The 21,762-nt window shown below is 68.5% G+C and carries 21 protein-coding genes and 1 tRNA gene; 3 read left to right on the top strand and 19 right to left on the bottom strand.

The window, feature by feature from the left end:
• Positions 1 to 7: 7 nt before the first annotated feature.
• From WEA29_00110 to WEA29_00100, 3 genes are read right to left on the bottom strand one after another with little or no spacing between them, the layout of a single operon-like run.
• A complete protein-coding gene (locus WEA29_00110; GenBank protein MEX2322168.1) occupies positions 8 to 202 on the bottom strand; it encodes a hypothetical protein in 195 nt (64 codons plus the stop codon).
• A gap of 2 nt (positions 203 to 204) precedes the next feature.
• Positions 205 to 480, bottom strand: coding sequence for a zf-HC2 domain-containing protein (locus tag WEA29_00105; GenBank protein ID MEX2322167.1), 276 nt, complete (start codon positions 478 to 480; stop codon positions 205 to 207).
• Positions 477 to 1,037 (bottom strand): sigma-70 family RNA polymerase sigma factor, encoded by a 561-nt coding sequence (locus WEA29_00100; GenBank protein MEX2322166.1) that lies wholly within the window; start codon positions 1,035 to 1,037, stop codon positions 477 to 479. Before WEA29_00100 ends, WEA29_00105 begins: the two co-directional genes overlap by 4 nt.
• 347 nt (positions 1,038 to 1,384) lie before the next feature.
• Here WEA29_00100 and WEA29_00095 point away from each other — a divergent pair, with 347 nt between their 5' ends.
• A complete protein-coding gene (locus WEA29_00095) occupies positions 1,385 to 1,714 on the top strand; it encodes a group I intron-associated PD-(D/E)XK endonuclease (GenBank protein ID MEX2322165.1) in 330 nt (109 codons plus the stop codon).
• Between the two features lie 38 nt (positions 1,715 to 1,752).
• Positions 1,753 to 1,827: transfer RNA gene (locus tag WEA29_00090), tRNA-Thr, on the top strand.
• Between the two features lie 12 nt (positions 1,828 to 1,839).
• On the opposite strand, the gene WEA29_00085 is transcribed toward WEA29_00090, so the two are convergent.
• From WEA29_00085 to trkA, 16 genes are all read right to left on the bottom strand, one after another.
• On the bottom strand, positions 1,840 to 2,667 hold the full coding sequence (locus WEA29_00085) for a ceramidase domain-containing protein (GenBank protein MEX2322164.1): 828 nt from the start codon (positions 2,665 to 2,667) through the stop codon (positions 1,840 to 1,842).
• 8 nt (positions 2,668 to 2,675) lie between these two features.
• A complete protein-coding gene (locus WEA29_00080) occupies positions 2,676 to 3,128 on the bottom strand; it encodes a cytochrome c (protein ID MEX2322163.1) in 453 nt (150 codons plus the stop codon).
• 44 nt (positions 3,129 to 3,172) lie between these two features.
• Positions 3,173 to 3,472, bottom strand: a complete 300-nt coding sequence (locus WEA29_00075) for a hypothetical protein (GenBank protein MEX2322162.1) — start codon at positions 3,470 to 3,472, stop codon at positions 3,173 to 3,175.
• A gap of 253 nt (positions 3,473 to 3,725) precedes the next feature.
• Positions 3,726 to 4,910, bottom strand: a complete 1,185-nt coding sequence (locus WEA29_00070) for an acyl-CoA dehydrogenase family protein (protein ID MEX2322161.1) — start codon at positions 4,908 to 4,910, stop codon at positions 3,726 to 3,728.
• A gap of 86 nt (positions 4,911 to 4,996) precedes the next feature.
• Complete coding sequence (locus tag WEA29_00065; GenBank protein MEX2322160.1) at positions 4,997 to 5,917, bottom strand: TIGR01777 family oxidoreductase; 921 nt, start codon at positions 5,915 to 5,917, stop codon at positions 4,997 to 4,999.
• 387 nt (positions 5,918 to 6,304) lie between these two features.
• Complete coding sequence (locus tag WEA29_00060) at positions 6,305 to 6,901, bottom strand: lysophospholipid acyltransferase family protein (protein ID MEX2322159.1); 597 nt, start codon at positions 6,899 to 6,901, stop codon at positions 6,305 to 6,307.
• 25 nt (positions 6,902 to 6,926) lie between these two features.
• A complete protein-coding gene (locus WEA29_00055) occupies positions 6,927 to 7,991 on the bottom strand; it encodes a hypothetical protein (GenBank protein MEX2322158.1) in 1,065 nt (354 codons plus the stop codon).
• On the bottom strand, positions 7,985 to 8,590 hold the full coding sequence (gene tmk / locus WEA29_00050) for a dTMP kinase (GenBank protein MEX2322157.1): 606 nt from the start codon (positions 8,588 to 8,590) through the stop codon (positions 7,985 to 7,987). The genes WEA29_00055 and tmk overlap by 7 nt, the downstream gene beginning before the upstream one ends.
• The gene (locus WEA29_00045; GenBank protein ID MEX2322156.1) at positions 8,587 to 10,014 is read right to left on the bottom strand and encodes an MFS transporter; all 1,428 of its coding nucleotides are present in this window, start codon (positions 10,012 to 10,014) and stop codon (positions 8,587 to 8,589) included. The genes tmk and WEA29_00045 overlap by 4 nt, the downstream gene beginning before the upstream one ends.
• 192 nt (positions 10,015 to 10,206) lie before the next feature.
• Positions 10,207 to 12,780: a type I DNA topoisomerase gene (gene topA / locus WEA29_00040; protein ID MEX2322155.1), complete on the bottom strand. Its 2,574-nt coding sequence runs from the start codon at positions 12,778 to 12,780 to the stop codon at positions 10,207 to 10,209.
• Between the two features lie 68 nt (positions 12,781 to 12,848).
• Positions 12,849 to 13,919 carry a glycosyltransferase family 4 protein gene (locus tag WEA29_00035; GenBank protein MEX2322154.1) on the bottom strand — a complete coding sequence of 357 codons (1,071 nt, stop codon included), beginning with the start codon at positions 13,917 to 13,919 and terminating at the stop codon, positions 12,849 to 12,851.
• A gap of 70 nt (positions 13,920 to 13,989) precedes the next feature.
• Positions 13,990 to 15,189, bottom strand: coding sequence for a histidine phosphatase family protein (locus WEA29_00030; protein ID MEX2322153.1), 1,200 nt, complete (start codon positions 15,187 to 15,189; stop codon positions 13,990 to 13,992).
• 25 nt (positions 15,190 to 15,214) lie between these two features.
• Positions 15,215 to 15,433: a hypothetical protein gene (locus WEA29_00025; GenBank protein ID MEX2322152.1), complete on the bottom strand. Its 219-nt coding sequence runs from the start codon at positions 15,431 to 15,433 to the stop codon at positions 15,215 to 15,217.
• Positions 15,434 to 15,471: 38 nt separating this feature from the next.
• Complete coding sequence (locus WEA29_00020) at positions 15,472 to 17,532, bottom strand: sodium/proton-translocating pyrophosphatase (protein ID MEX2322151.1); 2,061 nt, start codon at positions 17,530 to 17,532, stop codon at positions 15,472 to 15,474.
• A 2-nt stretch (positions 17,533 to 17,534) separates the two neighbouring features.
• Positions 17,535 to 18,983, bottom strand: coding sequence for a TrkH family potassium uptake protein (locus tag WEA29_00015; protein ID MEX2322150.1), 1,449 nt, complete (start codon positions 18,981 to 18,983; stop codon positions 17,535 to 17,537).
• A 16-nt stretch (positions 18,984 to 18,999) separates the two neighbouring features.
• Entirely contained in the window at positions 19,000 to 20,325 is a 1,326-nt protein-coding gene (gene trkA / locus WEA29_00010; protein ID MEX2322149.1) for a Trk system potassium transporter TrkA, read from the bottom strand.
• A gap of 100 nt (positions 20,326 to 20,425) precedes the next feature.
• Here trkA and WEA29_00005 point away from each other — a divergent pair, with 100 nt between their 5' ends.
• The gene (locus WEA29_00005; GenBank protein MEX2322148.1) at positions 20,426 to 21,649 is read left to right on the top strand and encodes an LCP family protein; all 1,224 of its coding nucleotides are present in this window, start codon (positions 20,426 to 20,428) and stop codon (positions 21,647 to 21,649) included.
• The last annotated feature ends 113 nt before the right edge of the window (positions 21,650 to 21,762 follow it).

Below are 21,762 nucleotides of genomic sequence, written 5' to 3'. Positions count from 1 at the left end.
GGTCCGACTACTGACTCTCGGGAACGACACGACCGCGCAGGCGGGGGAACCGCGTGGGGGCGTGGGCGTAGCAGTAGGTCCGCTTGTTGTAGCGGGAGAGCAGCGTCTCGCACCCGTCGCTCTCGCACCGACGAATCTCGTCGAGAGCGCGCGGGGCGCGCAACTTGCCCTGGACCTTGTTGCCTTTCAGGATTTCGGACATGGTCAACCTCCCGGGCCGAGTCCGGCGGCGAGGCCACCGGTTTCGGTCCCATCGGTATCGGTATGGCGGATGAGCGACACGAGTCGTTCGTGCAGCTCCGTGGGATAGGGATCGACACAACCCTGCGCGATCCGAATTCTGAGTTTCTGTTCGAAGGCGAACCCGTCAGCGCAGGGCGGGCAGCGGCGCAGATGGAGGGTGAGGCGCAGACGCCGCACCACGGTCATCTCCTGGTCGAGGTATCGATAGCGGCGGTCGTAGGCCTCGTTGCAGTTCATGCGCCAGATGCCCTTCGCTGTTCGGTCTTGTCCCACAACGCTTTCTGCAGCGCATTTCTTCCACGGTGGAGGCGTGACATGACCGTGCCCATGGGGATGTCGACGATCTCGGCGATCTCCTTGTAGGAGAAGCCGTCGACATCGGCGAGGAGCACCGGGATGCGAAAGATCTCGGGCAGGTCCTCCAAGGCGGTCTTGATGTCCTCGTCGACGAAGCGCTCCAGGGCCTCGTCCTCGGCGCTGCGGGCGGCACCGCCGCCGGCATCACCGAGCCGATTGAACAGGTACATGTCCTCGAGCTCGCCCAGCTCGACTTCGGTGGGTCGACGAGTCCTCTTGCGGTACTCGTTGATGAAGGTGTTGGTGAGGATCCGGTACAGCCAGGCACGCAGGTTGGTGCCCTGCTTGAACGTGTGATACCCGCGGTACGCCTTGAGGAAGGTTTCCTGGAGGAGGTCCTCAGCGTCGGTCGGGTTGCGGGTCATGCGCAGCGCGGCCGAGTACAGCTGCGGCGCATACTGCATGGCGTCGTCGACGAACGTGGCCCTGTCGGCCATGAGACTCACGGTCCCCTCAGTTCGGGATCGGAGCGAAGACGATACCTGTGTGCCACTCCCCATCCGAGTTATGACGGCGAAAGGGGGTGTTTTGGTTCCCAAACTCACTTCGCTCGAGACGGCAGATGGCAGACGGCAGACGGCAGACGGCAGACGGTGGAGTCTTCGAGCACGGCATCGATGGCACCACGAGAAATGGCTGGCAGGTCGCACGTCGGTGATGGCGCGTCATACCCGCAACATAAGGTGGGAGGGAGTTGCAAGAGAGGCACCCGCACCTTGAATACACGACTCCAACTCGCCGCTACCGCTGAACACAAGGTCGCCGCTGACTATCAGCGCGCGGCTTGGGAGTCGCCTGGCCTACAGGCCATGCCCATCCCTTTGACCTGGTTCTGGTGCGCCAAGACGCGAGCCTCGAGCGGGTGCAGGTCAAGCACACGCGGTCGAACGGTCGCGTGTTGAAGATCCGCTGCGACTCCAGGTCGGAGTGGGTGCAGTACAGCTACGGGCCAGACATGGTCGAGTGGATTGCCGTCTGGGACGAAAGCACCGACTCCTGCTACTACCTACCGATTCAAGAGGCAAACGAGCATGAGGTGACGCTCCGCTTGGCAGAGCCGCTCAACAGGCAGCAGCTCGGCATCCGTTGGGCGGCCGACTACCGCACCATCTGAGCAAAGGTGTCAGTGGATGCCGTACTATGCCGGTCCTCGCCGGAGTAGCTCAGGGGTAGAGCAACGCCCTCGTAAGGCGTAGGTCCGGGGTTCAAATCCCCGCTCCGGCTCCAATCAGCCACCGGTCACGCGTCTCCAGCCAGCTGTTGCACTCGGGTCTCCGCGCGGAAGTAGCGGTAGAAGCACCACACCGATAGCGCGGTGAGCAGGTGCCACAGGGCATGGCCCTGGGCCAGGCTGTGAGGATCGCACCACGGACCGCCGGTACGAGACACGGTCCACACCCCGAAGGCGGCCGCGAAGGAGCCGAGTCCGGCCCAAAACCAGGGCATGCGACGCGGGTGGATCGGCCGTGGTGCCCACGGGCGCAGGCGTGGATACGACACCGCGGCCTCGAGGAGCAGGGTGAATCCGACCACCACGCCGAACATCGTCTTCCCGTGCTCGGGCGGCAGCAGGCCGATCAGCACCGAGAACACGGCGAGCAGTCCTACGAACCAACCGACGAACCGCCCCCACGACCAGTCGTGGATCCGGGCGAGGTCGTAGGCGATGACGAACCCGATGAAGGCGTGCATGGACTGGACGTCGATGTACCCACCCCACGCCTTCAACGACCCGTGGAAGGCGAACGAGCCGACACCGAGGAAGATGGCAACCGATCCGTAGAGGCGGGGATAGCGGAGGTCGGACTCCATACGAACCGCCGACGGGGTGCGGCGCCGGGCGGTGTCGGCCAGCACGAGGAGGCCGACCACGACGAAGCCGAGATTGGACCAGGCATTGGCCGGCTGTTCCGCCATGCCCCCGCGGGGTGCCTCGCAGTAACAATCGCCGAGCGCCAAACACTCGTCGGGACCGCCGGGATACCCACCCATCGACAGCGCGGCGAATCCGGCGAAGACGGCCGCGACCACCACCAGCCCGAGGATCAGATCACGGTGTCGACGCACGACCGGCCTCAGGGATGGCTCGGATCGCGCACGATGCCAGCTGCCTGCTGTTGGAGGCGCACGAAGGCGATGATCGACGCCACCTCATCACGGGGCAACCCGGGGATCGCCGGCATCGGTCCAAAGTTCCAGTGGTGCGGTATCACCCCGAAGGCGATGGCACGCTGGAATGCCTCATCGGAGTGATGGTTCGGCGCGTAGATGACGTCGAGAAATGGTGGACCCTGCACAGTCCCCAGAAGGTCGGCGCCGTGGCATGCCGCGCAGTTCTGGAGGAAAAGCACCTCGCCAACGGCGACGTCACCCTGACTCGCGCCCGAACCCGGCTCCTCACCGGCGAGCGTCACCGCCACAGCGACGATCCCACCGACCACGACAGCCAGCCCAACCCATATGACCCACGACGGGAACCGTCGAGGACCCCCGTCAGAGGGCGGTGGCGGTCGGCGTCGGCGCGACATCCTGGACTCAGCCTACCGGCGTGTCAGCGGTCCGAAACAACAGGTCACATGGCATGGCGACGGACATCCCATTCGTCGTCGTGGTCGTACCCGTCGTCATAGGCATAGGGAGCGTCGATGAGGCGCACCTCCATAAAGGTGTAGCCGGGGTAGGCCGGATCCTCGTAGAGCTCGGCGACCACGTCGCTGGGGAGCAGTCGGGCGATCCGGAGCATCTCGTCGCGGTCCTCGTAGCCCGACCCGGAGAAGAAGAGATCGCCTTCGTGGTCGAGTCGGTCGACCAGCTCGGCGGCGACGGCACGCCGCCACGATCGGCGCGAAAGGCGCTCTCCCAGAGTCGGCATCGATGCTCCTCGACGAGTGACAACCCTGTGATTGTATGGAGACCCGCGCGCCGGGCTGGGATTTGAGGCAGGGCGCAATTCGCGATTCGCAATTCGCGAGTCGCAAGAGTCGCGGGGCAGGGTATGCGTAGTGATCGCCCTCCCCCCTCCCCTGACGGCTACGCCGTCAGGTACTCCCCCCTTCGGGGGGAGAGAGTTCAGGGCCGGACTGTGCCGCCTGGCTCACGGATAGCGAATCGCGAATCGCGAATCGCTAGCGCGGTACCTCGCTCCAGGGGAGGTCTTTGTCGACTCGGGGCTCGCCGGGAAGGCCGAGGATCCGCTCGCCGACGATGTTCTTCATGATCTCCGAGGTTCCGCCCTCGATGGAGTTCGCCCGCGATCGGATGAACGCCTTCTGGGGAATGTGCTCGGGGAACTCACCCGGCCGCGCCATGTCGTAGGTGTCGTAGAGCATCCCGTCGGGGCCCATCAGGTCGACGACCATCTCAAAGATCCGCTTGTTGAGTTCGGCATAGACCAGCTTGGCCAGCGACCCCTCGGGACCTGGAGTGCCCTTCGACATCATCTGCGTTGCCCGCAGATTTGTGAGCCGGGCCGCCTCGGCCTCCACCCACAGGCGCATCAAGTCGTCGCGCAGAGCCGGGTCATCGTGGCCGTACTCCTTCCACACGTCGAGAGCCACGCCGATGGCTCCCGAATTCCGCGGGGAAACGCTCCCACCGATCGCCACCCGCTCGTTCATCAGCGTGGCCACCGCCACCCGCCACCCGTCGCCGACGCCGCCGATGCGGTTCTCGTCGGGGATGCGGACGTCAGTGAAGTACACCTCGTTGAACTCGGCCTCGCCGGTGGCCTGGCGTAGTGGCCGCACCTCCACACCCTCGGCCTTCATGTCGACGATGAAGTAGGTGAGGCCACGGTGTTTGGGAACGTCGGGGTCGGTGCGCACGATGAGCATCCCCCACTTGGAGAGGTGGGCGATGGTGGTCCACACCTTCTGGCCGTTGACCACCCACTCGTCACCGTCGCGGACGCCTCGTGCCGCCAGCCCGGCGACGTCGGAGCCGGCGCCCGGCTCGCTAAACATCTGACACCAGATCTCCTGCTCGGTGAACATCGGGCGTAGCCACCGCTCCTGCTGCTCACGGCTGCCGTATTCGGCGAGGACCGGGGCCCCCATGCCTACGCCGAGCAGGTTGCGCGAGGTCGGCGCGCCGACCTCGCCGAGGCGGGTCTCGATCATCGCCTGGGACGACCGCGGCGCCCCCATGCCACCGACGCCTTCGGGGAACCACGCCCAGGCGAGACCCAGGTCGAAGCGCTTACCGAGGAACTCGGACGGCTCGGCGGTGGCGGCGGCGGCGTCGAAGTCGGTCAACAACTCGTCGAGCGCGCTCTCGATCCTGGCCTTGAAGTCCACGTCAGTGGTCGTCATGTCCACGATTGTGGCACATGTGGGAGGCACTCCACCCAGGGCCGAACGACCCCGAACGAGACTACGGCGGTCACCCGCCCCACGCCTCAGCCGGCCAGCGCCTGCCGCAGCGCCGACTCCACATCGGTGTCGTGGAACTCGAAACCGTCTGCGGCCAGCCGTTCCGGCATCACGCGCTGCCCTTCGTGGACCAGCGCAGCGGCCAGCTCCCGACCGAGCACGGCATCGAGGACGAGCCGCGGGACCGGCATGACGGTGGGGCGGCGCAACACCCGGCCCAGGGCCCTGATGAAAGTCCGATGCATGACCGGGTTGGGAGCCACCACGTTGATGGGTCCGGCGATCTCGCCGTCGAGTGCGTGGAGGGTGGCGCGCGTGTGGTCGTCGAGCGACACCCACGACCAGTACTGCGTGCCCTTGCCCACCGGCCCGCCGAGTCCCCATCGGTAGGGGCTGAGCCAGCGCGGCCCGAACGGCGCCAGAAGACGCCCGAGAGCACCACCGTCGGCGCTCAACACGATGCCGTTGCGCATCAGGACCACCCGGACCCCTGCCTCAGCCGCCGGTGCCGTCGCCGCCTCCCACGACGCCGTCAGCTCGGCGAGGAAACCGCCCCCCTGTGGATCGTCCTCGGTGACGATGTCGTCGCCGCGGTCGCCGTAGAAGCCCACCGCCGATGCGTTGATCCACACCTTCGGCTTGGGTGACGCCGCGATGGCGCGGGCGAGACCAGCGCTGAAGTCGACCCGGCTGGCCCAGAGGGCTGCCTTTTCCCGATCGGACCAGCGCTTCTCGCCGATACTCCGACCGGCGAAGTTCACCACGGCATCGAAGCCGGTGAGGACGTCTGGATCCAACGGCTCCGGCGACGCCGGATCCCACAGGATCCCGGACGCGCCGGTGGTTTCCGGACGAGTGAGCCGCACTACCTCGTCGCCCCTCTCGATGAGGGCGCTGCGCAAAGCCGATCCCAGGAGACCCGTAGACCCAGCGAGCAGGATGCGCATGAGGGGAACGGTACCGTTACGGTGGAAGGAGAAGCGCGTCGCCGGGCCCACGAAGGGTTCGCCCTCCCCCCTCCCCGCCGCTCGCTCCGCTCCCGGCGGTACTACCCCCCTCGGGGGAGGAACCGCAAAGGGGCACCGTCACACGGTTCCCTCCCCTGTAGGGGGAGGTGGCAGCGACCGCAGGTCGCTGACGGAGGGGGAGGCCAAGCGCGTCGCGAGGCCCACGAAGGGTTCGCCCTCCCCCCTCCCCTGACGGCTACGCCGTCAGGTACTCCCCCCTTCGGGGGGAGAGAGTCTGGACCCCTGCCCGGCCACCCGCCCTCGCTCCTCGCCCCTCGCCCCTCGCCCCTCGCTCCTCGCCCCTCGCCCCTCGCCCCTCGCCCCTCGCTACTTCCTCAGCGCCTCCCCGATGCGCAGTGCCCACTCTTCGGTCATGGCGGCGACGGGATCGTCGAGGTTCCGGAACTCGTCGGGGTGGAGGGGCTCGCAGCGGACGACCGACACCGGGTGGCGCTGCAGCTTCTTGTCCTCGAGGCCCATGACGCCGCCGCTGCCGGTGATCGCCACCGGTGCCAGCGGCGTACCTGACCTCACGGACAACCAGGCGGCCCCGCGCCGCGGCCACTCGTCGCCCCAGGCAGCCACCCGGCGCCCCTCGGGGAACATCGCTACGGCTCCGCCCCCAGCGAGCTCACCGAGCGCGGTCCGCATCGCCGACAGGGGAATGCCGGTCCTCGTCAGCGGGATCGACCCGAGCCACAGGAGCAGGTCGTCGAAAGCTCGCTGGTGACCGAACAGCTCGTCGAGGGCGAGGAACCGGACCGGACGGTCGACGGCCATGGTGACCACGAGCGGATCCACGTGGGACAAATGATTGGCAGCGACGACCACCGGACCCGCCGGCAGCGGCGGGCCGGAGACCTCGAAGTCGGTCCACCACCGAGCCATCCTCCGAACGGCGGGGATCGCCTCTCGCAGTGTCACGAGCGCACCGGCCGGGAAGCCGGGGTTACGACGAGGTTCCAAGGTCCGAAAGGAGCGCGGTGAACGCCAACTCGGGACGCTGGTTGCGTTCCAAGGACTCGATCGCCTCGAGTACCCGCCCGGCGTCGGCGACGGCGCGCGCTGCCGACCTCCCGGCAAAGTCGGTGCCGGGAACGTCGGTGTTGCGCACCGGACCGCCGAACTGGGCCACCGCGGCATCGCGGTACCACGAGGCGAGGATCTCCAGACCCCCCCGGTGGAGGGCGATCACCGCCCTGCGCCGCTCCCGGTCATGCCGGTCCTGCATCGCCTTGGTGTCATAGCCCTCGGTACGGGCCTGCTCGACCTGCGCCTCCTGAGACTCGGTCAGGCCCTGGATCAGTGGTTCCACAGAAGCCACCAACTCCCCGGCCAGGCGCACCGCACCGCCCGCGGTCCCGTCGATCCGCTTGGGCACCCCCAACCAGGCCTCGCGGAACCGGGCCACCTCCGGTCGCGTAGCGAGCGTCAGCGCCAGCCCGGGCCGGCCCCCCGACGCGGTGGCGGCGCCTCGGGCCTGCGTCTCGGCGACACCGGTGGCTACCAAGCCGTCACCGATCTGGCCTTCGGGGACCCGGCCGAACACGACCACGCGGCAGCGGCTGGCCACCGTCAGTGGGAGGTCGGCCTCCGACTCGGCCACGAGGAGAAAGATGGTGGTGGCTGTCGGCTCCTCGAGAGTCTTGAGGAGTGCATTCGCCGCCTCGTCGTTCATGAGCCCGGCATCCTCGAAGAGGAACACTTTGCGGTCCGCCTCGACCGGCGTGCGTACCGCCCGGGCCACCGCCTCTCGGGCCCGATCCACCGTCAGGGCGGTCCGGCCGTCGGGCTCGACGACCTCCAGGTCCGGGTGATTGCCGTCCATGACCCGGCGGATGCCGGATGCATCGTCACCGCAGAGCAGCGCAGCGGCGAACCGTCGGGCCACGGTGGCCTTACCAACGCTGGCCGGGCCGAGGAACAGATAGGCGTGGGACGGCCGCTCCAGATCGGCGCGCAGGTTCGTCAGCACGGCCTCGTGGCCGATGACGTCGCCGAATGGCGTCACCACCGTCGCTCCAGTTCGGCGAGCACCGACCCGACCACCTCGTCGAGGGGATCACGCGCATCGACGATCACGAACCGCTCGCTCTCTTCTGCGGCGAGGGCATCGTACGCAGCGGCGACTCGCTGCTGGAGGGCGATGCCCGCACTCGAGATCCGGTCGGCACCGTCCTCGCGTTCCAGCCCGCTCTCGGGCTCCAGCCGCAGCAGCACCACGACCTCCGGCCACACGCCCCTCAGGCCCACCTCGTTCACCTGCCGCACCAGGTCCACGCCGAGGCCGCGGGCACCGCCCTGATAGGCGAGGGACGAGTACACCGACCGATCCGACAACACGGTCCGCCCTTCGGCGAGCGCCGGGCCGACCAGCTCGGTGACCAGTTGGGCACGAGCGGCGGCGAAGAGGAGCGCTTCGGCCCAGTCGTCGACGTGCCCGGGATGATCGAGCAGGACGCTTCTCAGGGCTTCCCCGACTTCGGTGCCCCCCGGCTCCCTCACCACCATCGTCCGCCAGCCGGCCGCCTCGAGCCCCTCGGCTACCCGGCGGCATACCGTCGACTTCCCCGCCCCGTCGATGCCCTCGAAGGCGACGTATCGGACCGTCATGGCTCGTCCTCGGAGTCGAACTCGTCGGGGCTGTCGATCCCGCTGACGGCACGCTGATGGGACTTCAGGGCGGTCGTCGCCGCCGACACCGTCGGACCCTCACCACCGATCTTGCCGAGGGCGATCAGATTGGCTCGGACCCGCCAGAGGGTGACGACGCCGCCGAACAGCATGGTGAGCCCGCCGACGAACAGGACCATGCGGCGACCATCGGCGAGGATCCCCGGCAGCCAACCCTGGAACAGACGAGCCAGGGGAAGGGCGAGCATCATCGCAGTCAGCAGCCCGATCCGCATGAGCGAGAACAGCGCGGCGAAAGCACGGCCGCGGACCTCGTCCTCCGCCTGCTCGTGAAGATGGGCGAACCCGAGGACATACGCCGCACCGGCACCGAACCCCATCGCCCCGATCCATCCGACGGCCCCGGACAGGGAGGTGACGAACGCCGCGGCGGCGAGCGAAGACCCGGAGAGGACCAGCGCGAGGGCGAACAGGATGTCCTTGAACTGGAACCGGGTGGCGAAGATCGTCACCATCACGATGCCGAGAGCCGCGCCGAGGCCGAAGGCAGTGAGCAGAGCGGGGAAGCCGACGGCGCCGGTCAGGAGCACGTCGCGGGAGAAGGGCTTGCCGAGCACGACGACGATCCCACCACCGGCGAGCGCCACCGTCATGGCGAGCACCACGTTGCGGACGCGCTTGTGTTTCGCCACGAAGGCGACGCCTTCCTTGAAGTCGAGGACCGCTGCCATCGGATGCCATCGCCCCCGCCCGTCCTTGGGCCGCCGCCTCCTGGCGGAGGGGAGGGACGGCAGGGTGGTGAGGATGGCGAACGACACCAGGTAGGTCACCGCATCGCAGAGGAAGGCGAGGCTCTGATGGGTGCCGGGCAGCAGCCCGCCCAGGGTCACGTTGTCCCCCCACGGAGCGATGGCGAGGAAGATGAGCGCACCGATGGGGAAGGTCCCGTAGGCGGCACTCAGCGACAGGCTGTTCGCCTGGACCAGCTCGTTTCGCTGCACCAGGCGCGGCACCGTCGCCTCCTTCGCCGGCTGGAACAGGAGCGTGAGCGCCTCGATCAGCAGGTTGACCAGGATGAGATGGGTGATCGAACTGGCGAAGGCCAGACTCAAGACCAGCCCGGCCCGACCGACCTCGGTGAACATCATCACGAACTTGCGGTTGAAGCGATCGGCGATGATCCCGCCGATGGCGGCGAAGAACAGCCCGGGGAGGATGCGCGAGGTGAGGGCGAGCACGATCCCGCTACCACCGGCGAGCTCCTCGGCGAGCGACAGCGTCGCCAGGATCGAGATCCAGTCGCCGGTGCTGCTCACCAGTCCGGCGCGCCACAGCCGTGAAAACGGCCCGGTCTTCAGCAGGCTCCACGCCGAGCGCGGGGGCGCCTCAGTCGAAGTAGGCACGGTGGGACAGCCGGAGCGGTGCGGGACACATTGAGCCTGACAGTATGCCGCCGTCAAGACCCGGTGCGCCAAATAGGCACTTCCCTAAGCGGACGTCCCCTTCAGTCGGGTTCGGGAGGCGAATCCCCTCGATTGCCTGGAGCCTGGAGCCTGGAGCCTGGAGCCTGGAGCCTGGAGCCTGGAGCCTGGAGGCTAGGCCATCGGCTTGCAGGGCTTGACGGTCTTGCCCTGCTCTTTCATCTTCGCCCGACGGGCGGCGAGCAGCTCGGAGGCCCGTGCGACGGCGAGCGTCTCAGGTGATTCGCCCTTGGGGAGTGATGCGTTCACCGATCCGTCAGTGACGTAGAGACCGAAGCGCCCGTCCTTCACCACCATCCGGCACCCGGTGGTGGGATCGGCGCCGAGGTCCCGCAACGGCGCCGCTGCCGTCTGACCGCGGCGACGCTTCGGCTCGGCGAACAGCGCGAGAGCCCCGTCGAGGTCGACGGTGAATAGGTCGCGTTCGTTCTCGAGGTTGCGGGTATCGTCACCCTTCTTGAGGTAGGGGCCGTAGCGACCGCTCTGAGCCGTGATCGACTCGCCCGACTCAGGGTCCTCACCGACGGTCCTCGGCAGAGACAGCAGCTGGATCGCATCCTCGAGGGTGACGGTGGCCGGGTCCATGTCCTTGAAGAGTGACGCCGTCGGCGGCTTCGCCCGACTCCCCTCCTCGTGCTCGCCGACCTGGACATAGGGCCCATATCGGCCCACCTTCACCTGAACCGTCTCACCCGACTCGGGATGCTCACCGAGCACGCGATCTCCGCTGGGTGCCTCCAGGAGCTCCTTCACCCTTTCGGGCGTGAGCTCATCGAGTGGGATGTCCTCCGGGATGGACACCCGGTCGTCACCGACCTGCAGGTAGGGGCCATATCGGCCGTTGCGCAGCACGACACCCTCACTCCCCCGGAGCGGGAGCGTGTTCACCTCACGCGCATCGGCGTTCTCCAGGGCCGCCTCAGCGATGGCGACCAGCCCCGGGTGGCCGTTACCGTGAAAGAAGGCGTGGAGGTACGGGACCATCTCACCCTCGCCGCGGGCGATCTTGTCGAGGTCCTCCTCCATCGACGCGGTAAACCCGTAGTCGACGAGGTCGGCGAAGTGCTGTTCGAGCAACTGCACGACGGCGAAGGCGGTCGAGGTCGGGACCAGCGCCGTGCCCTTCTTGACCACGTACCCTCGATCCTGGATGGTCTCCATGATCGATGCGTAGGTGGACGGTCGCCCGATGCCCAGCTCCTCCAGTCGTTTGACCAGGGAAGCCTCCGTGTACCGGGCGGGCGGCTTGGTCTCGCGGCCGACCGCCTCCAGGGACTCGACGCTCGTGGCCTGCTCCTCGGCGAGGGGCGGAAGCGGGCGCTCCTGGTCCTCCAACTGGGCATCCGGGTCGTCCGAACCCTCCACGTAGGCACGCAGGAATCCAGGGAAGGTGATCGTGCGCCCAGAGGTGGCGAACTCGCCGTAGCGCCCCGAGGCTCCTGCGCCGCTGAGGCGCACCTGCACGCTCTCACCGACGGCATCGGCCATCTGCGAGGCGATGGTGCGCTTCCAGATCAGCTCGTACACCTTCGCCTCGTCCGACCCCACACTGCGGGCGACCGCGTCGGGGAGCGGGAACGAGTCGCCGGCGGGGCGAATCGCCTCGTGCGCCTCCTGGGCGCTCTTGACGTTCGATCGGTAGCGCCGGGGCTGCTCGGGGAGGTACTCGGCACCGTACATCTCCTCCACCTGCCGGCGCGCCGCCGCTACCGCAGCCGAGGACAGCTCGGTGCTGTCGGTTCTCATGTAGGTGATGAGGCCGTTCTCGTACAGTTTCTGCGCGGCGCGCATGGTCCGCTGCGAGCCGAACCGCAGTTTGCGACCCGCTTCCTGCTGGAGCGTCGAGGTGCGAAACGGCGGGTAGGGCGACCGACGGAAGGGCTTGCTCTCCACCGACCTGATGGCGAAGTCGGCGTCGCCGAAGTCGGTGACGACTGCTTCGGCCCCCTCCCGATCGAGCACCACGACATCGCCCTTGGTGACGACGCCGGAGCGATCGAAGTCCTTGCCGGTGGCGATCCGCGTCCCGTCGAGGGCGACCAGCGTGGCGTCGAACGAGCCAGCGTCGACGGCGAACCGACCCTCCACATCCCAGTACGAGGCTGCGGTGAAGGCGATTCGCTCGCGCTCGCGCTCGACGACGAGCCGCACCGCCGGGCTCTGCACCCGCCCGGCCGACAATTTGGGCTTCACCCGCTTCCACACCACCGACGACACTTCGTAGCCGTAGAGGCGGTCCAGGATGCGACGGGTCTCCTGCGCGTCCACCAGCCGACGGTCGATGTCCCGGCGGTTGTCGATTGCGGCCTCGATCGCCGACCGGGTGATCTCGTGGAACACCATGCGGCTCACCGGTACCTTCGGCTGGAGGACCTCGACGAGGTGCCATGCGATGGCCTCACCCTCGCGGTCCTCGTCGGTGGCGAGCAGTACCTCGTCGGCATCCTTGAGAGCGCGCTTCAGCTGGGTGATCTGCCGCTTCCTCGAATCGGACACGACGTAATAGGGCTTGAAGCCGTTGTCGACGTCGACGCCGTAGCGTCGGTATTCCTCCGGAAGGTCTGAAGCACTGCGCGGCAGGTCGCGGATGTGGCCGATCGACGACTCCACGACGAAGTCCGGGCCGAGAAAGCCCGATATGGTGCGCGCCTTCGCAGGCGACTCGACGATGACGAGTTTGGTCGACATGACCTCAGGAGGGGACGGGACGGTTCAGGGTTTACGACGGGTCAGCGCGATTGTCAAGACATCGATCGTCAGTCGGACGGTGAGAGGACCGCCTCGAAGGATGCCACACAGCGCCCGGCGACCGCCGCCCATGAGTACTCCTCGGCCACCCAGCGGGTCCCGGCCTCGCCCATTTCCCGGGCGCGATCCGGATCGGATGTCAGGAGCCTGAGCGCGTCGAGCAGCGTTTCGTCGCTATCGGCGACGAAACCGGTGACCCCGGGAAGCACCGTCTCCGGCGCCCCACCGGAGTCGCCGGTGACCACGGGAACACCGGTGGCCGAAGCTTCCAGGTACACCAGACCGAGCCCCTCCACCTCCAGCCCGAACCACCGCGACCGCGATGGCATGGCGAACACCGACATCTGGCGATACATGCCGGGTAGGCGATCGTATGGGACCCCCACTTCGAACCGGGTCGGGACCCCCAGGCGGTCGGCGAGCCGGCGAAGCCGCTGCTCGTCGCGTCCCGTACCGACCAGCAGGAGCGACACGTCCGTGCCTTCCCGCCGAAGGCGGTCCACGGCGCGCAGCACCCTCGCCTGGCCCTTGCGCGGCACGAACCGGCTGACGCACCCGACCACATGCCCTGCCGGGCGGTCCTCCGTCGGGCTGAAGCGCGGGCCGATGCCGGCACCCATCCTTGGCACCGGCCTGCCCACCAGCCGCTCGACCCGCCAAGCCGTGTACGCCGACAGCCCCAACACGGCGTCGGCGCGACGCAGCGGCCAGGCGACCAGTTGCCGGGCGATCGGGAAAGCCGCGGGGAGCGTGACCTCGGCTCCGTAGCAGAGCACCGCGTAGGGCACACCGGTGCGCCGCCGGAGGCCCGGGCCGAGGTACGCCAGCGGGGTCGGTGCCCCGAACACGAGGATGTCCGGCGAGAACGCCTCGATCTCACGCTGGATCCAGCGGCGCACGCGGCGGGTCGGGAGCATCCAGCGCGCCCGCCCACGAACCACCCCGTTCTCGACAGCGGCGCCGTCCCGGGGAGCCATCACCCTGACCTCGCCGGGGAGAGAGCGAACCAACCCGGCCAGGTACTGCTGGATTCCCCCCGGCTTGGGCGGATAGTCGTTGGTGACGAGGAGGACTTTCACAGACTGCACCCCAGGGCACTTCGCGGTCGTCTAGCTGGTGACTGGCGACTGGCAACTGGCAACTGGCTCCTCATACGTTGTAGTCCACGAGCACCGGGCCCCTCGCGGCGAACCGGAGGTGGGTCACCGACGCGTTCGAGGGGATGGCGAGTGACTCGGAACCGGGCCAGCCGACTCCCAGCACGTCGCCCACCAGGGCCCTGATGAGCATGCCGTGGGTGACCACCGCTACGCGCTGTCCCTGATGTCGGCGGGCGATCTCGTCCACGGCGGCCCGGCCGCGTGCCGCGGTGGCGGCCATGGTCTCGCCGGTGTGCCCCCGCGGGAGGTCGACGAAGTCACGCCGGATGGTTCCCATCAACTCGGCGCACACCTCCAGGATCTCCTCGTAGGTCATGCCCTCCCATTCGCCGATGTCCATCTCGGCGAGCCCCGGGTGCGCTGCGATGTCCAGGCCCAGGGAGGCAGCGAGCGGGCCGGCGGTTCCCCGGGCACGGGCCAGCGGCGACGAGTAGACACCGTGCACCGGCGGTACCCGGGACACGAGGCCTTCTGCCTGACGGAGGCCCAGCTCGGAGAGCGGGCCGTCGGTACGGCCGTGCCACTCGCCGCGGAGGTTGGCTTCCGACTCGCCGTGCCTGATGAGGACGACGCTGGTGCGCTCCTCAGGCACCACGTCGGAGTCGCCGCCGGCGTTGAAGCGGTCCAGAACGATGCGCTCGTCGATCAGCAGATCGGTCATCGAGGCGTTGCGGACCCGATCGATCGGTGCCACTCCGGTGCCCACCGGCGTCCCGACGAGGGCGGCGACCAAGGTGTGGATCACCCCGCCATGGGTGATCACCACGGCGTGCTCACCGTCGAGCATCGAGTCGACCAGGTCGGTGAACACCGCTCGGACCCGCTCGGCGAGGTCGGACCAGGTCTCGCCGCCGCCCATCCGCACGTCCCCGCCACGACGCAGCGTGTCCATCTCCTCGGGGTAGCGGCGGGCGACCTCGTCGCGGGTGAGGCCCTCCCACCGACCGATGTCCATCTCGCGCCATCGCGGGTCGGGAGTCACCTCCAGACCGGCCACCTCGGCGGTCTCGAGGGTCCGGGACAGATCGGAGGCGACGGCCCGGGTCGGCTCGATCCGGGCCAAATCCTCGCGCAGACGTTTCGCTTGAAGACGGCCGGTCTCGCTCAGCGCCGTGGAACTCCGGCCCTGCCACACCCCGGCGGCGTTGGCGTCGGTCTCGGCGTGGCGGATGAGGGTGACGCGCCTCATCCACGCCCTCCTGCGGTGGCCAAGATCACCCCTCGTCTCTCGGATCTTCGGTCCGGTCCCGCGGCGAGTCGCGGCGAGCGATCCGCTCACGGAACGCCTCGTCGGCGCGCCGGCGTGTCCTCTTCACGAGCAGGTAGAGACCCACGATGACCGCCAGCGTGATTCCCCACACCGCGGCGGCACCGGGATCTGAAGGAAGCGTGAAGCCTCCGTCCTGCTGACCGGCCAGGATCGACAACTCCATGCCCACAGCCTACGGCTGCGTTCGGTGCTCGTGTTCGATCACCCGAGGAACGCGGGCAAGAAGGCGAGCGCCGCGATCGCCAAACCCTTGACCACCACCAGCACCGCCGGCATCGCGGCGTCCTTGAACGGATCCCCGACGGCGTCTCCCACGCTGGTGGCCAGGTCGGCGTCGGAGCCGCGCCCTCCGTAGGCGCCGGCCTCGACGAGCTTGCGAGCGTTGTCCCACGATCCTCCCGATGACGCCAAGAATGCGGCGAGCAACAGCCCGCTCACGAGGCCCCCGACGAGGAGGGCGGCGAGCGCAGCCACGTCGAATAAACCGAGCCCGATCGGCAGGACCACGGCCAGCGAGATCGGCAGCACCACCGCCCGGTGGGCGGCGGCGGCCGCCAGGTCGACGCACCACACCTCGTCGACCGGAGTACGGGTCTTCCGGCGACCGCGCTGCCCGGCGACCCGGCGTCCGGCTTCGTCCACGATCGATGCGGCGGTCGCGGTCACCGAACGCATCGCCGAGGCGGCGACCACCATCGGGACCGCGGCTCCGACGAGCAGGGACCCGAGGGCGAGCGGACGGAACAGGTCGACCGCGCCGATGTCCGCCGTCCGGTGCAATGCCAGGATCGCCGCCACCGCCGCCCAGCCTCCGGCGCCGAGGGAGAACCCCCGCACCATCCCGGCGACGGCGTTGCCTAGGGAGTCCAGGGCGGACGCCACCTCGCGGGCCTCCACCGGCATGCCGGTCATGTCAGCAATCCCGCGTGCGGTGTCGGCCACGGGCCCGAAGGCAGCGACCCGTGCGATCACCCCCAGCGACGCCGCCGCGGCCACCGCGCCCAGAGCCACCCCGTAGGCCCCGCCACCCTCCACCATGGCTTCCCCACCCCAGAAGGCGACGGCCACACCGCCACCGAGGACCGCCACCAGGATCACGGAGGTGCGCAGCCCGTCCACCACACCGGCGAGAACTACTGGAGCCGCCCCCCGGTCTGCCTCACGGGCGAGGTTCTTCACCTGCCGCCAGCGGTCGCTGGTGAACAGCTCCGAGAGGTGGCCGATGCCGATGCCGACTACCACGCCACACGCCGTGCTGGCGAAGGCGCCCCAGGGGTCGATCGTTCCCGGCGTATCGACCAGCGGCCATCGGAGGTAGGCGTACCCAACGACGAGCACGTAGGCACCACATACCGCCGGACCGAGTCGCAGCGTCGCCGACAGATGGCTCCCGCGAGTGCGGACGACGAGCGTCGCCAGGAACGACCCGACGATCCCAGAGCCGGCGACCACCAGCGGCAGCAGCACCGCCCACAGCGTGACTGACGGGCCTCCGGAGAGGTCCCAAGCCAGCACTGTCGTTGCCGCCACCGATATGAACAGGGTGTCGAGCAGATCGATGGCGGCGCCGTTCGTGCCCGCCAGCGAGTCCCCCACGAGATCGGCGATCGTGACCGGGTTGCGCCCGTAGCGGTCGGCGCCTCTCGCCTCGAGCCGACTCGTCGTGTGGGACGCCACATCGGTGCTCTTGGCGAAGACGCCGCTGCCGACTCGGGCGACGATGGCCACCGTCGACACCCCGAGCCCTGCGGGCACCAGCAGACGCCACACCTCCGGCAGCGACAGGGCGGCGTCAGCGATCAGGTAGCCGCCGGCCAGCATGGTGGAGGCGACGCCAACGAGGATCAGAGCGGCGCCCGTACCTCCCCCTGCCGCGACCGCCATCGCCGCTACCGACCCGCGGTCGCGGGCCGCGTCCGCAGTGCGGCGGGGACTGTGCGCGGTCACGGCGACGACACCGCCGCCGACACCGAGCGCGGCCCCGGCTCCCGCCAGGTAGGAACCCAGGGACCACCAAGGGGCGGTACCGCCAGCGAGCAGGATCAGCGCCGCGACCACGGCGGCGCCGATCGCCAGCGCGAGCACCCGTTGTCGGCCGACCACTCGAGCGACGCCGTGACGCACCGCGGCGTCAGGTGTCGTCGTGTCCCGGTCGGCTCCCGTGCCCAGCCGAACGGCGTGGACGAGCGCGGCACCGACGGCGAGGATGCCGACGGCGACCAGCACCCACAGGAAGGGCACGGCGGTGGCGAGATCGGCCATCCCTATCGCCGCCACATCTCCCTGGTGAACAGCAACACGATCGGGAAGATCTCGAGGCGCCCCACGATCATCAGGAATGAGAGGAGCCACTTGCCGGCGGTCGGGACGCTGGCGAAGGTATCAGTAGGCCCCACCGCGGCAAGGCCCGGGCCGATGTTCCCAATCGAAGTGGCGACTGCCGACACCGACGTCGCCAAGTCCACCTGCACGCCTGCCAAAGACTCGATGGCCGCGAACAACAACGTCCCGGTCATGAACAGGAACATGTAGAGGATGAAGAACGACTGGACGCTCTCGGCGACCCTGTCGGGAACCTGCTGATGGCCGAGCCGCGTGACGAAGACGCCCCGAGGATGGATCAGTCGCCGCATATCCGCCCGCGAACTCTGATAGAGGATGCCCAGTCGGTACACCTTGATCGACCCCGCCGTGGACCCGGCCATTCCCCCCACGAACATGAGGCCCACCACGAGGACCTGAAGACCCCCGCTCCACAGGTTCCAGTCGGCCACGCCGTACCCGGTCGTGGTGACCAGGGACACAACGCTGAAGAGGCCGCTCCTGATGGTGTCGACCGGCGCACCACCCCAGGTGCCGACGATGACCAACGCCGCCGCCGCCGCCGTGACCATGCCGTACAGCCGGAGCTCGGCGCTTCGGAGGTACTCGGTAGGCCGCTTCAGCGCCCGCAGGTGAAGCGCGAACGACGCGCCACTCATCGTCATGAACACGATCGCCACCCACTGCACCGACACGCTGAATCCGGCGAGTGACGAGCTGCTCGTGCTGAACCCACCGGTCGACAAGGTCGTGAAAGAATGGGTGAGCGCGTCGAACACTCCCATCCCGGCGACGGCATAGGCCACGGCCGCTGCCGCGGTCAACGCGGCGTAAACCAGCCACAGGCGCTTCGCCGTCTCCCTAAATCGAGGAGTCAAGCGGTCGGGCTGACCTCCCGGATACTCGGCCCTGGCCAACTGCATGCCACCGACACCGAGCAGCGGGAGGATGGCGATGGACAGGACGATGATGCCCATGCCTCCAATCCATTGCGTGAGGGCCCGCCACCACAGGACCGAGCGCGACAGAACTTCGGGGGTCGCAATCACCGAAGCCCCGGTCGTGGTGAACCCCGACGCGGTCTCGAAGAAGATCTCGGTGAACCCGCCGACGGTGCCGGTCACGAGAAACGGGATAGTCCCCACGGCCACCATGGCACACCAGGACAACCCAACGGCGGCGAACCCCTCGCGCATGGTGAGCTCCCCGGTACGCGCCGCGCCCCTCCGGACCAGGTCGGCGAGGACCAGCACCACGACGGCACCCACTGTGATCGACAGCGCCTCGTCCCACTCCCGGTAGACGATGGCGACGACCGAAGCGGTGAGCATGGCGGCGGCCGTTCCCTCGACGACGGCGGCGACGATGAACACGAGGCGCCGCAGTGACATCAGGTCTCCGCCGCGGTCACCCGAACAGCCTCTCGACGGCGGGGATCGCCTTGGGGAGGGCGACGGCTATGAGTCGGTCGCCCGCTTCGACCACCGTGTCGCCGTGCGGGATGAAGGCGCGTTTACCGCGCACGATCCCCCCGATGATCGCCGCCTTCGGGAGTCCGACGTCGCTCAGCATCTTGCCCACGGCGTCGCTCGACGGTCCGACCTGGAGTTCGATGGCTTCGGCATCTGTGTCTTGAAAGGTGATCACCGAGTGGATCGTTCCACGCCGCACCAGCCGCAGGATCTCATTGGCGGCGGCGAGTCGAGTCGAGACGCCGGCGTCGATGCCGTGCCCGGCGAGCAGACCGACGTAGGCGAGGTTGTGGAATCGTGAGACGACCGTGTGCACACCGAGCGCCTTGGCCACCATGCAGCCGAGGATGTTCACCTCGTCCCAGCCCGACAGCCCGAAGACGACGTCGGCGTTGGCGATGCCCTCGGATGCCAGCACCTCCGGGTCGGTCGGGTCCCCCTTGACCACCACCAGGCGGTCGTACTTGGCGGCCAGGTCCCCGAACCGCTCCGCCTCGCTGTCGACGAGCACCGTGTGGACCCCCGCCTGCACCAGCGCCTCTGCGGTCATTGTGGCCAGACGGGTGGCCCCGAGCACGAAGACCTTCTTCGCCCGATGCTCCTCCACCCCCATGAGGGTGAGCGCCTCCTCGGCGCCCTGGCTGGTCACCACCAACACGTGGTCGCCGGACTGCAAGGCCGAGTCACCCCGAGCGATGATCGTCTTGTCGTCGCGGACGAGGGCGGCCACGATCCAGTCCCACCCCTTCACCCTGGTGCGGAGCTCGGCCAGGCTGCTCCCGTCGAGCGGGGCACCCGGCTGGACGTACCCGCCGTACAGGCCGATCTGCCCGTCGGCGAACTCGACCACCTCGGAGACCCCACCGCGCCGGGCGAGCAGCAGCAGCTCGCGGGTGAGGGCCTCGACCGGGTCGATGACCACGCTGACGCCGTGCAATTCCAGGTCCTCACGCAGGGTGGGATCCTCGACCCGAGCAACCCTCGTGCGGACGCCGATCCGCGCCGCTGCCTGGCAGGCGAGGATGTTGACCGCATCCGACGAGGTGACCGCGATCAGCAGGTCGGCGCCCGACAAGCCGGCATCCTCGAGCGCCTGCGAGCTGGCACCGTTGGCGGTGACCACCATGCAGTCGACCGACGCCTGGAGTTCCTCCGCCCGAGCGGGATTCGACTCGACGACGACCACGTCCTGGCCTTCGGTGGCAAGGCGTTCGGCGAGATACGAGCCGACGGCTCCGGCCCCGACGATGACGATCCTCATATGACCTCACGCAGCGGGCGCTGACCGACCGAGCCTAGCCCTGCCCCGCCGACGCCCTGTGGCTCGTAGCGGTTCCGGGCCGGTAGGGTTCCGTCCGCTCATGAGCACCTTTCGCCGCGCCCTGACTGCCGTCCTCGCTCTCGCCGTGGTCGCCGCGTGCAACAGCCCGGCCGCCGAGGACCCGGTGACAACCACCACCGCGACCGCGGCGTCGTCCACGACGACGTCGCTGCCGCCGCAGCGAGAGGCGTACATCATCGACGTCGCCCTCGACGGAGATCCGAACGCCCGCCCGGCCCTGGCCGCCTTCTACGGCTGGCTCGGCGATCGGACCCTCGCCGAGCCCGACATCCCGAGTGGCCTGCTGGAGGCGGTCGGTGCCCTGGAACCCGACCGACACCTCGCCGTCGAGGCCACCCTCGTGACGGCCGAGCTCGAGAAAGAGCTGGGCCGGGTCGGGGTCGCCACGGCCGACGACGACATCGTCCTGCTCGCCGACGATGGGAGCGGATGGAAGGTGGTCGGGGCACACCTGCCCCGGTTCGACATGGACGCCTGGTACGGAGAGCCGGTGCGCCATCTACTGGTCGTCGGTACCGACGCCCGGCCCGGCCAGTCCCAGGAGCTGTTCCGAGCCGACAGCATCCACATCCTCTCCGCGAATCTCTCCGAGGCACGCGGGGCGGTCCTCGGCTTTCCCCGCGATGCCTATGTGCAGGCGTCGTACGGCACGGACAAGTTCACCCACGTCAACGCCCTCTCCGACCGCCACACCGAGGAGATGGTGGACATCGCCGCCGAACTGAGTGGTCTCCCCATCGACGGCTACCTGCTGACCGGGTTCCTCGGGTTCATCCGGCTTGTAAACGACTTCGGTGGCGTCGTGGTGGACGTGCCCTACCGGATGAACGACTGGCGAGCCGAAGCCAACCTGTTCTCCGGCACCCAGCGGCTGTGGGGGGAGGCGGCGCTGGCCTTCAGCCGAATCCGCAGCATTCCCGGCGGCGACTTCACCCGATCCGGCCATCAGGGTGTGGTGATGCTCGCCGCTCTCGGCGAGATCGCCGGTGGGGACATCACCCGACTCCCCGAGCTGTTGTCGATCCTCACCCGTCACACCTGGACCAACCTGAGCCCCGGCAACCTGCTCACCCTCGGCGCCGCCGGATTCGTCGTGGATCCGGCCACGGTCGAGAACAAGGTCCTGCTCGGAACGGTCACCACCCGGGGAGGCGCCTCGGTCGTGGTCCTCGACGAGACCCGCTCCGAGGAGATGTTCAGGGACTTGGATGATGGGTTCTTCGATCAGCCGCCCGGCGGCTGATCGAGCCGCCAGCTACCAGCTACCAGCGACCCGCCACACAGAGAGAGAAGCCGCAATTCGCAATTCGCAATTCGCAATTCGCAATTCGCAATTCGCAATTCGCAATTCGCAAT

This window comes from Acidimicrobiia bacterium (genome assembly GCA_040902765.1).
Lineage (GTDB): Bacteria > Actinomycetota > Acidimicrobiia > Spongiisociales > UBA11373 > DATKBG01.
This window is presented reverse-complemented; position numbering and strand designations above follow the sequence as displayed.

Coding starts and splice junctions, on each gene's coding strand:
- WEA29_00110 (MEX2322168.1), bottom strand. CDS start 202: ATGTCCGAAATCCTGAAAGGCAACAAGGTCCAGGGCAAGTTGCGCGCC.
- WEA29_00105 (MEX2322167.1), bottom strand. CDS start 480: ATGAACTGCAACGAGGCCTACGACCGCCGCTATCGATACCTCGACCAG.
- WEA29_00100 (MEX2322166.1), bottom strand. CDS start 1,037: ATGGCCGACAGGGCCACGTTCGTCGACGACGCCATGCAGTATGCGCCG.
- WEA29_00080 (MEX2322163.1), bottom strand. CDS start 3,128: ATGTCGCGCCGACGCCGACCGCCACCGCCCTCTGACGGGGGTCCTCGA.
- WEA29_00075 (MEX2322162.1), bottom strand. CDS start 3,472: ATGCCGACTCTGGGAGAGCGCCTTTCGCGCCGATCGTGGCGGCGTGCC.
- WEA29_00070 (MEX2322161.1), bottom strand. CDS start 4,910: ATGACGACCACTGACGTGGACTTCAAGGCCAGGATCGAGAGCGCGCTC.
- WEA29_00065 (MEX2322160.1), bottom strand. CDS start 5,917: ATGCGCATCCTGCTCGCTGGGTCTACGGGTCTCCTGGGATCGGCTTTG.
- tmk (MEX2322157.1), bottom strand. CDS start 8,590: ATGACGGTCCGATACGTCGCCTTCGAGGGCATCGACGGGGCGGGGAAG.
- topA (MEX2322155.1), bottom strand. CDS start 12,780: ATGTCGACCAAACTCGTCATCGTCGAGTCGCCTGCGAAGGCGCGCACC.
- WEA29_00030 (MEX2322153.1), bottom strand. CDS start 15,189: ATGAGGCGCGTCACCCTCATCCGCCACGCCGAGACCGACGCCAACGCC.
- WEA29_00025 (MEX2322152.1), bottom strand. CDS start 15,433: ATGGAGTTGTCGATCCTGGCCGGTCAGCAGGACGGAGGCTTCACGCTT.
- WEA29_00020 (MEX2322151.1), bottom strand. CDS start 17,532: ATGGCCGATCTCGCCACCGCCGTGCCCTTCCTGTGGGTGCTGGTCGCC.
- WEA29_00015 (MEX2322150.1), bottom strand. CDS start 18,983: ATGTCACTGCGGCGCCTCGTGTTCATCGTCGCCGCCGTCGTCGAGGGA.
- trkA (MEX2322149.1), bottom strand. CDS start 20,325: ATGAGGATCGTCATCGTCGGGGCCGGAGCCGTCGGCTCGTATCTCGCC.
- WEA29_00005 (MEX2322148.1), top strand. CDS start 20,426: ATGAGCACCTTTCGCCGCGCCCTGACTGCCGTCCTCGCTCTCGCCGTG.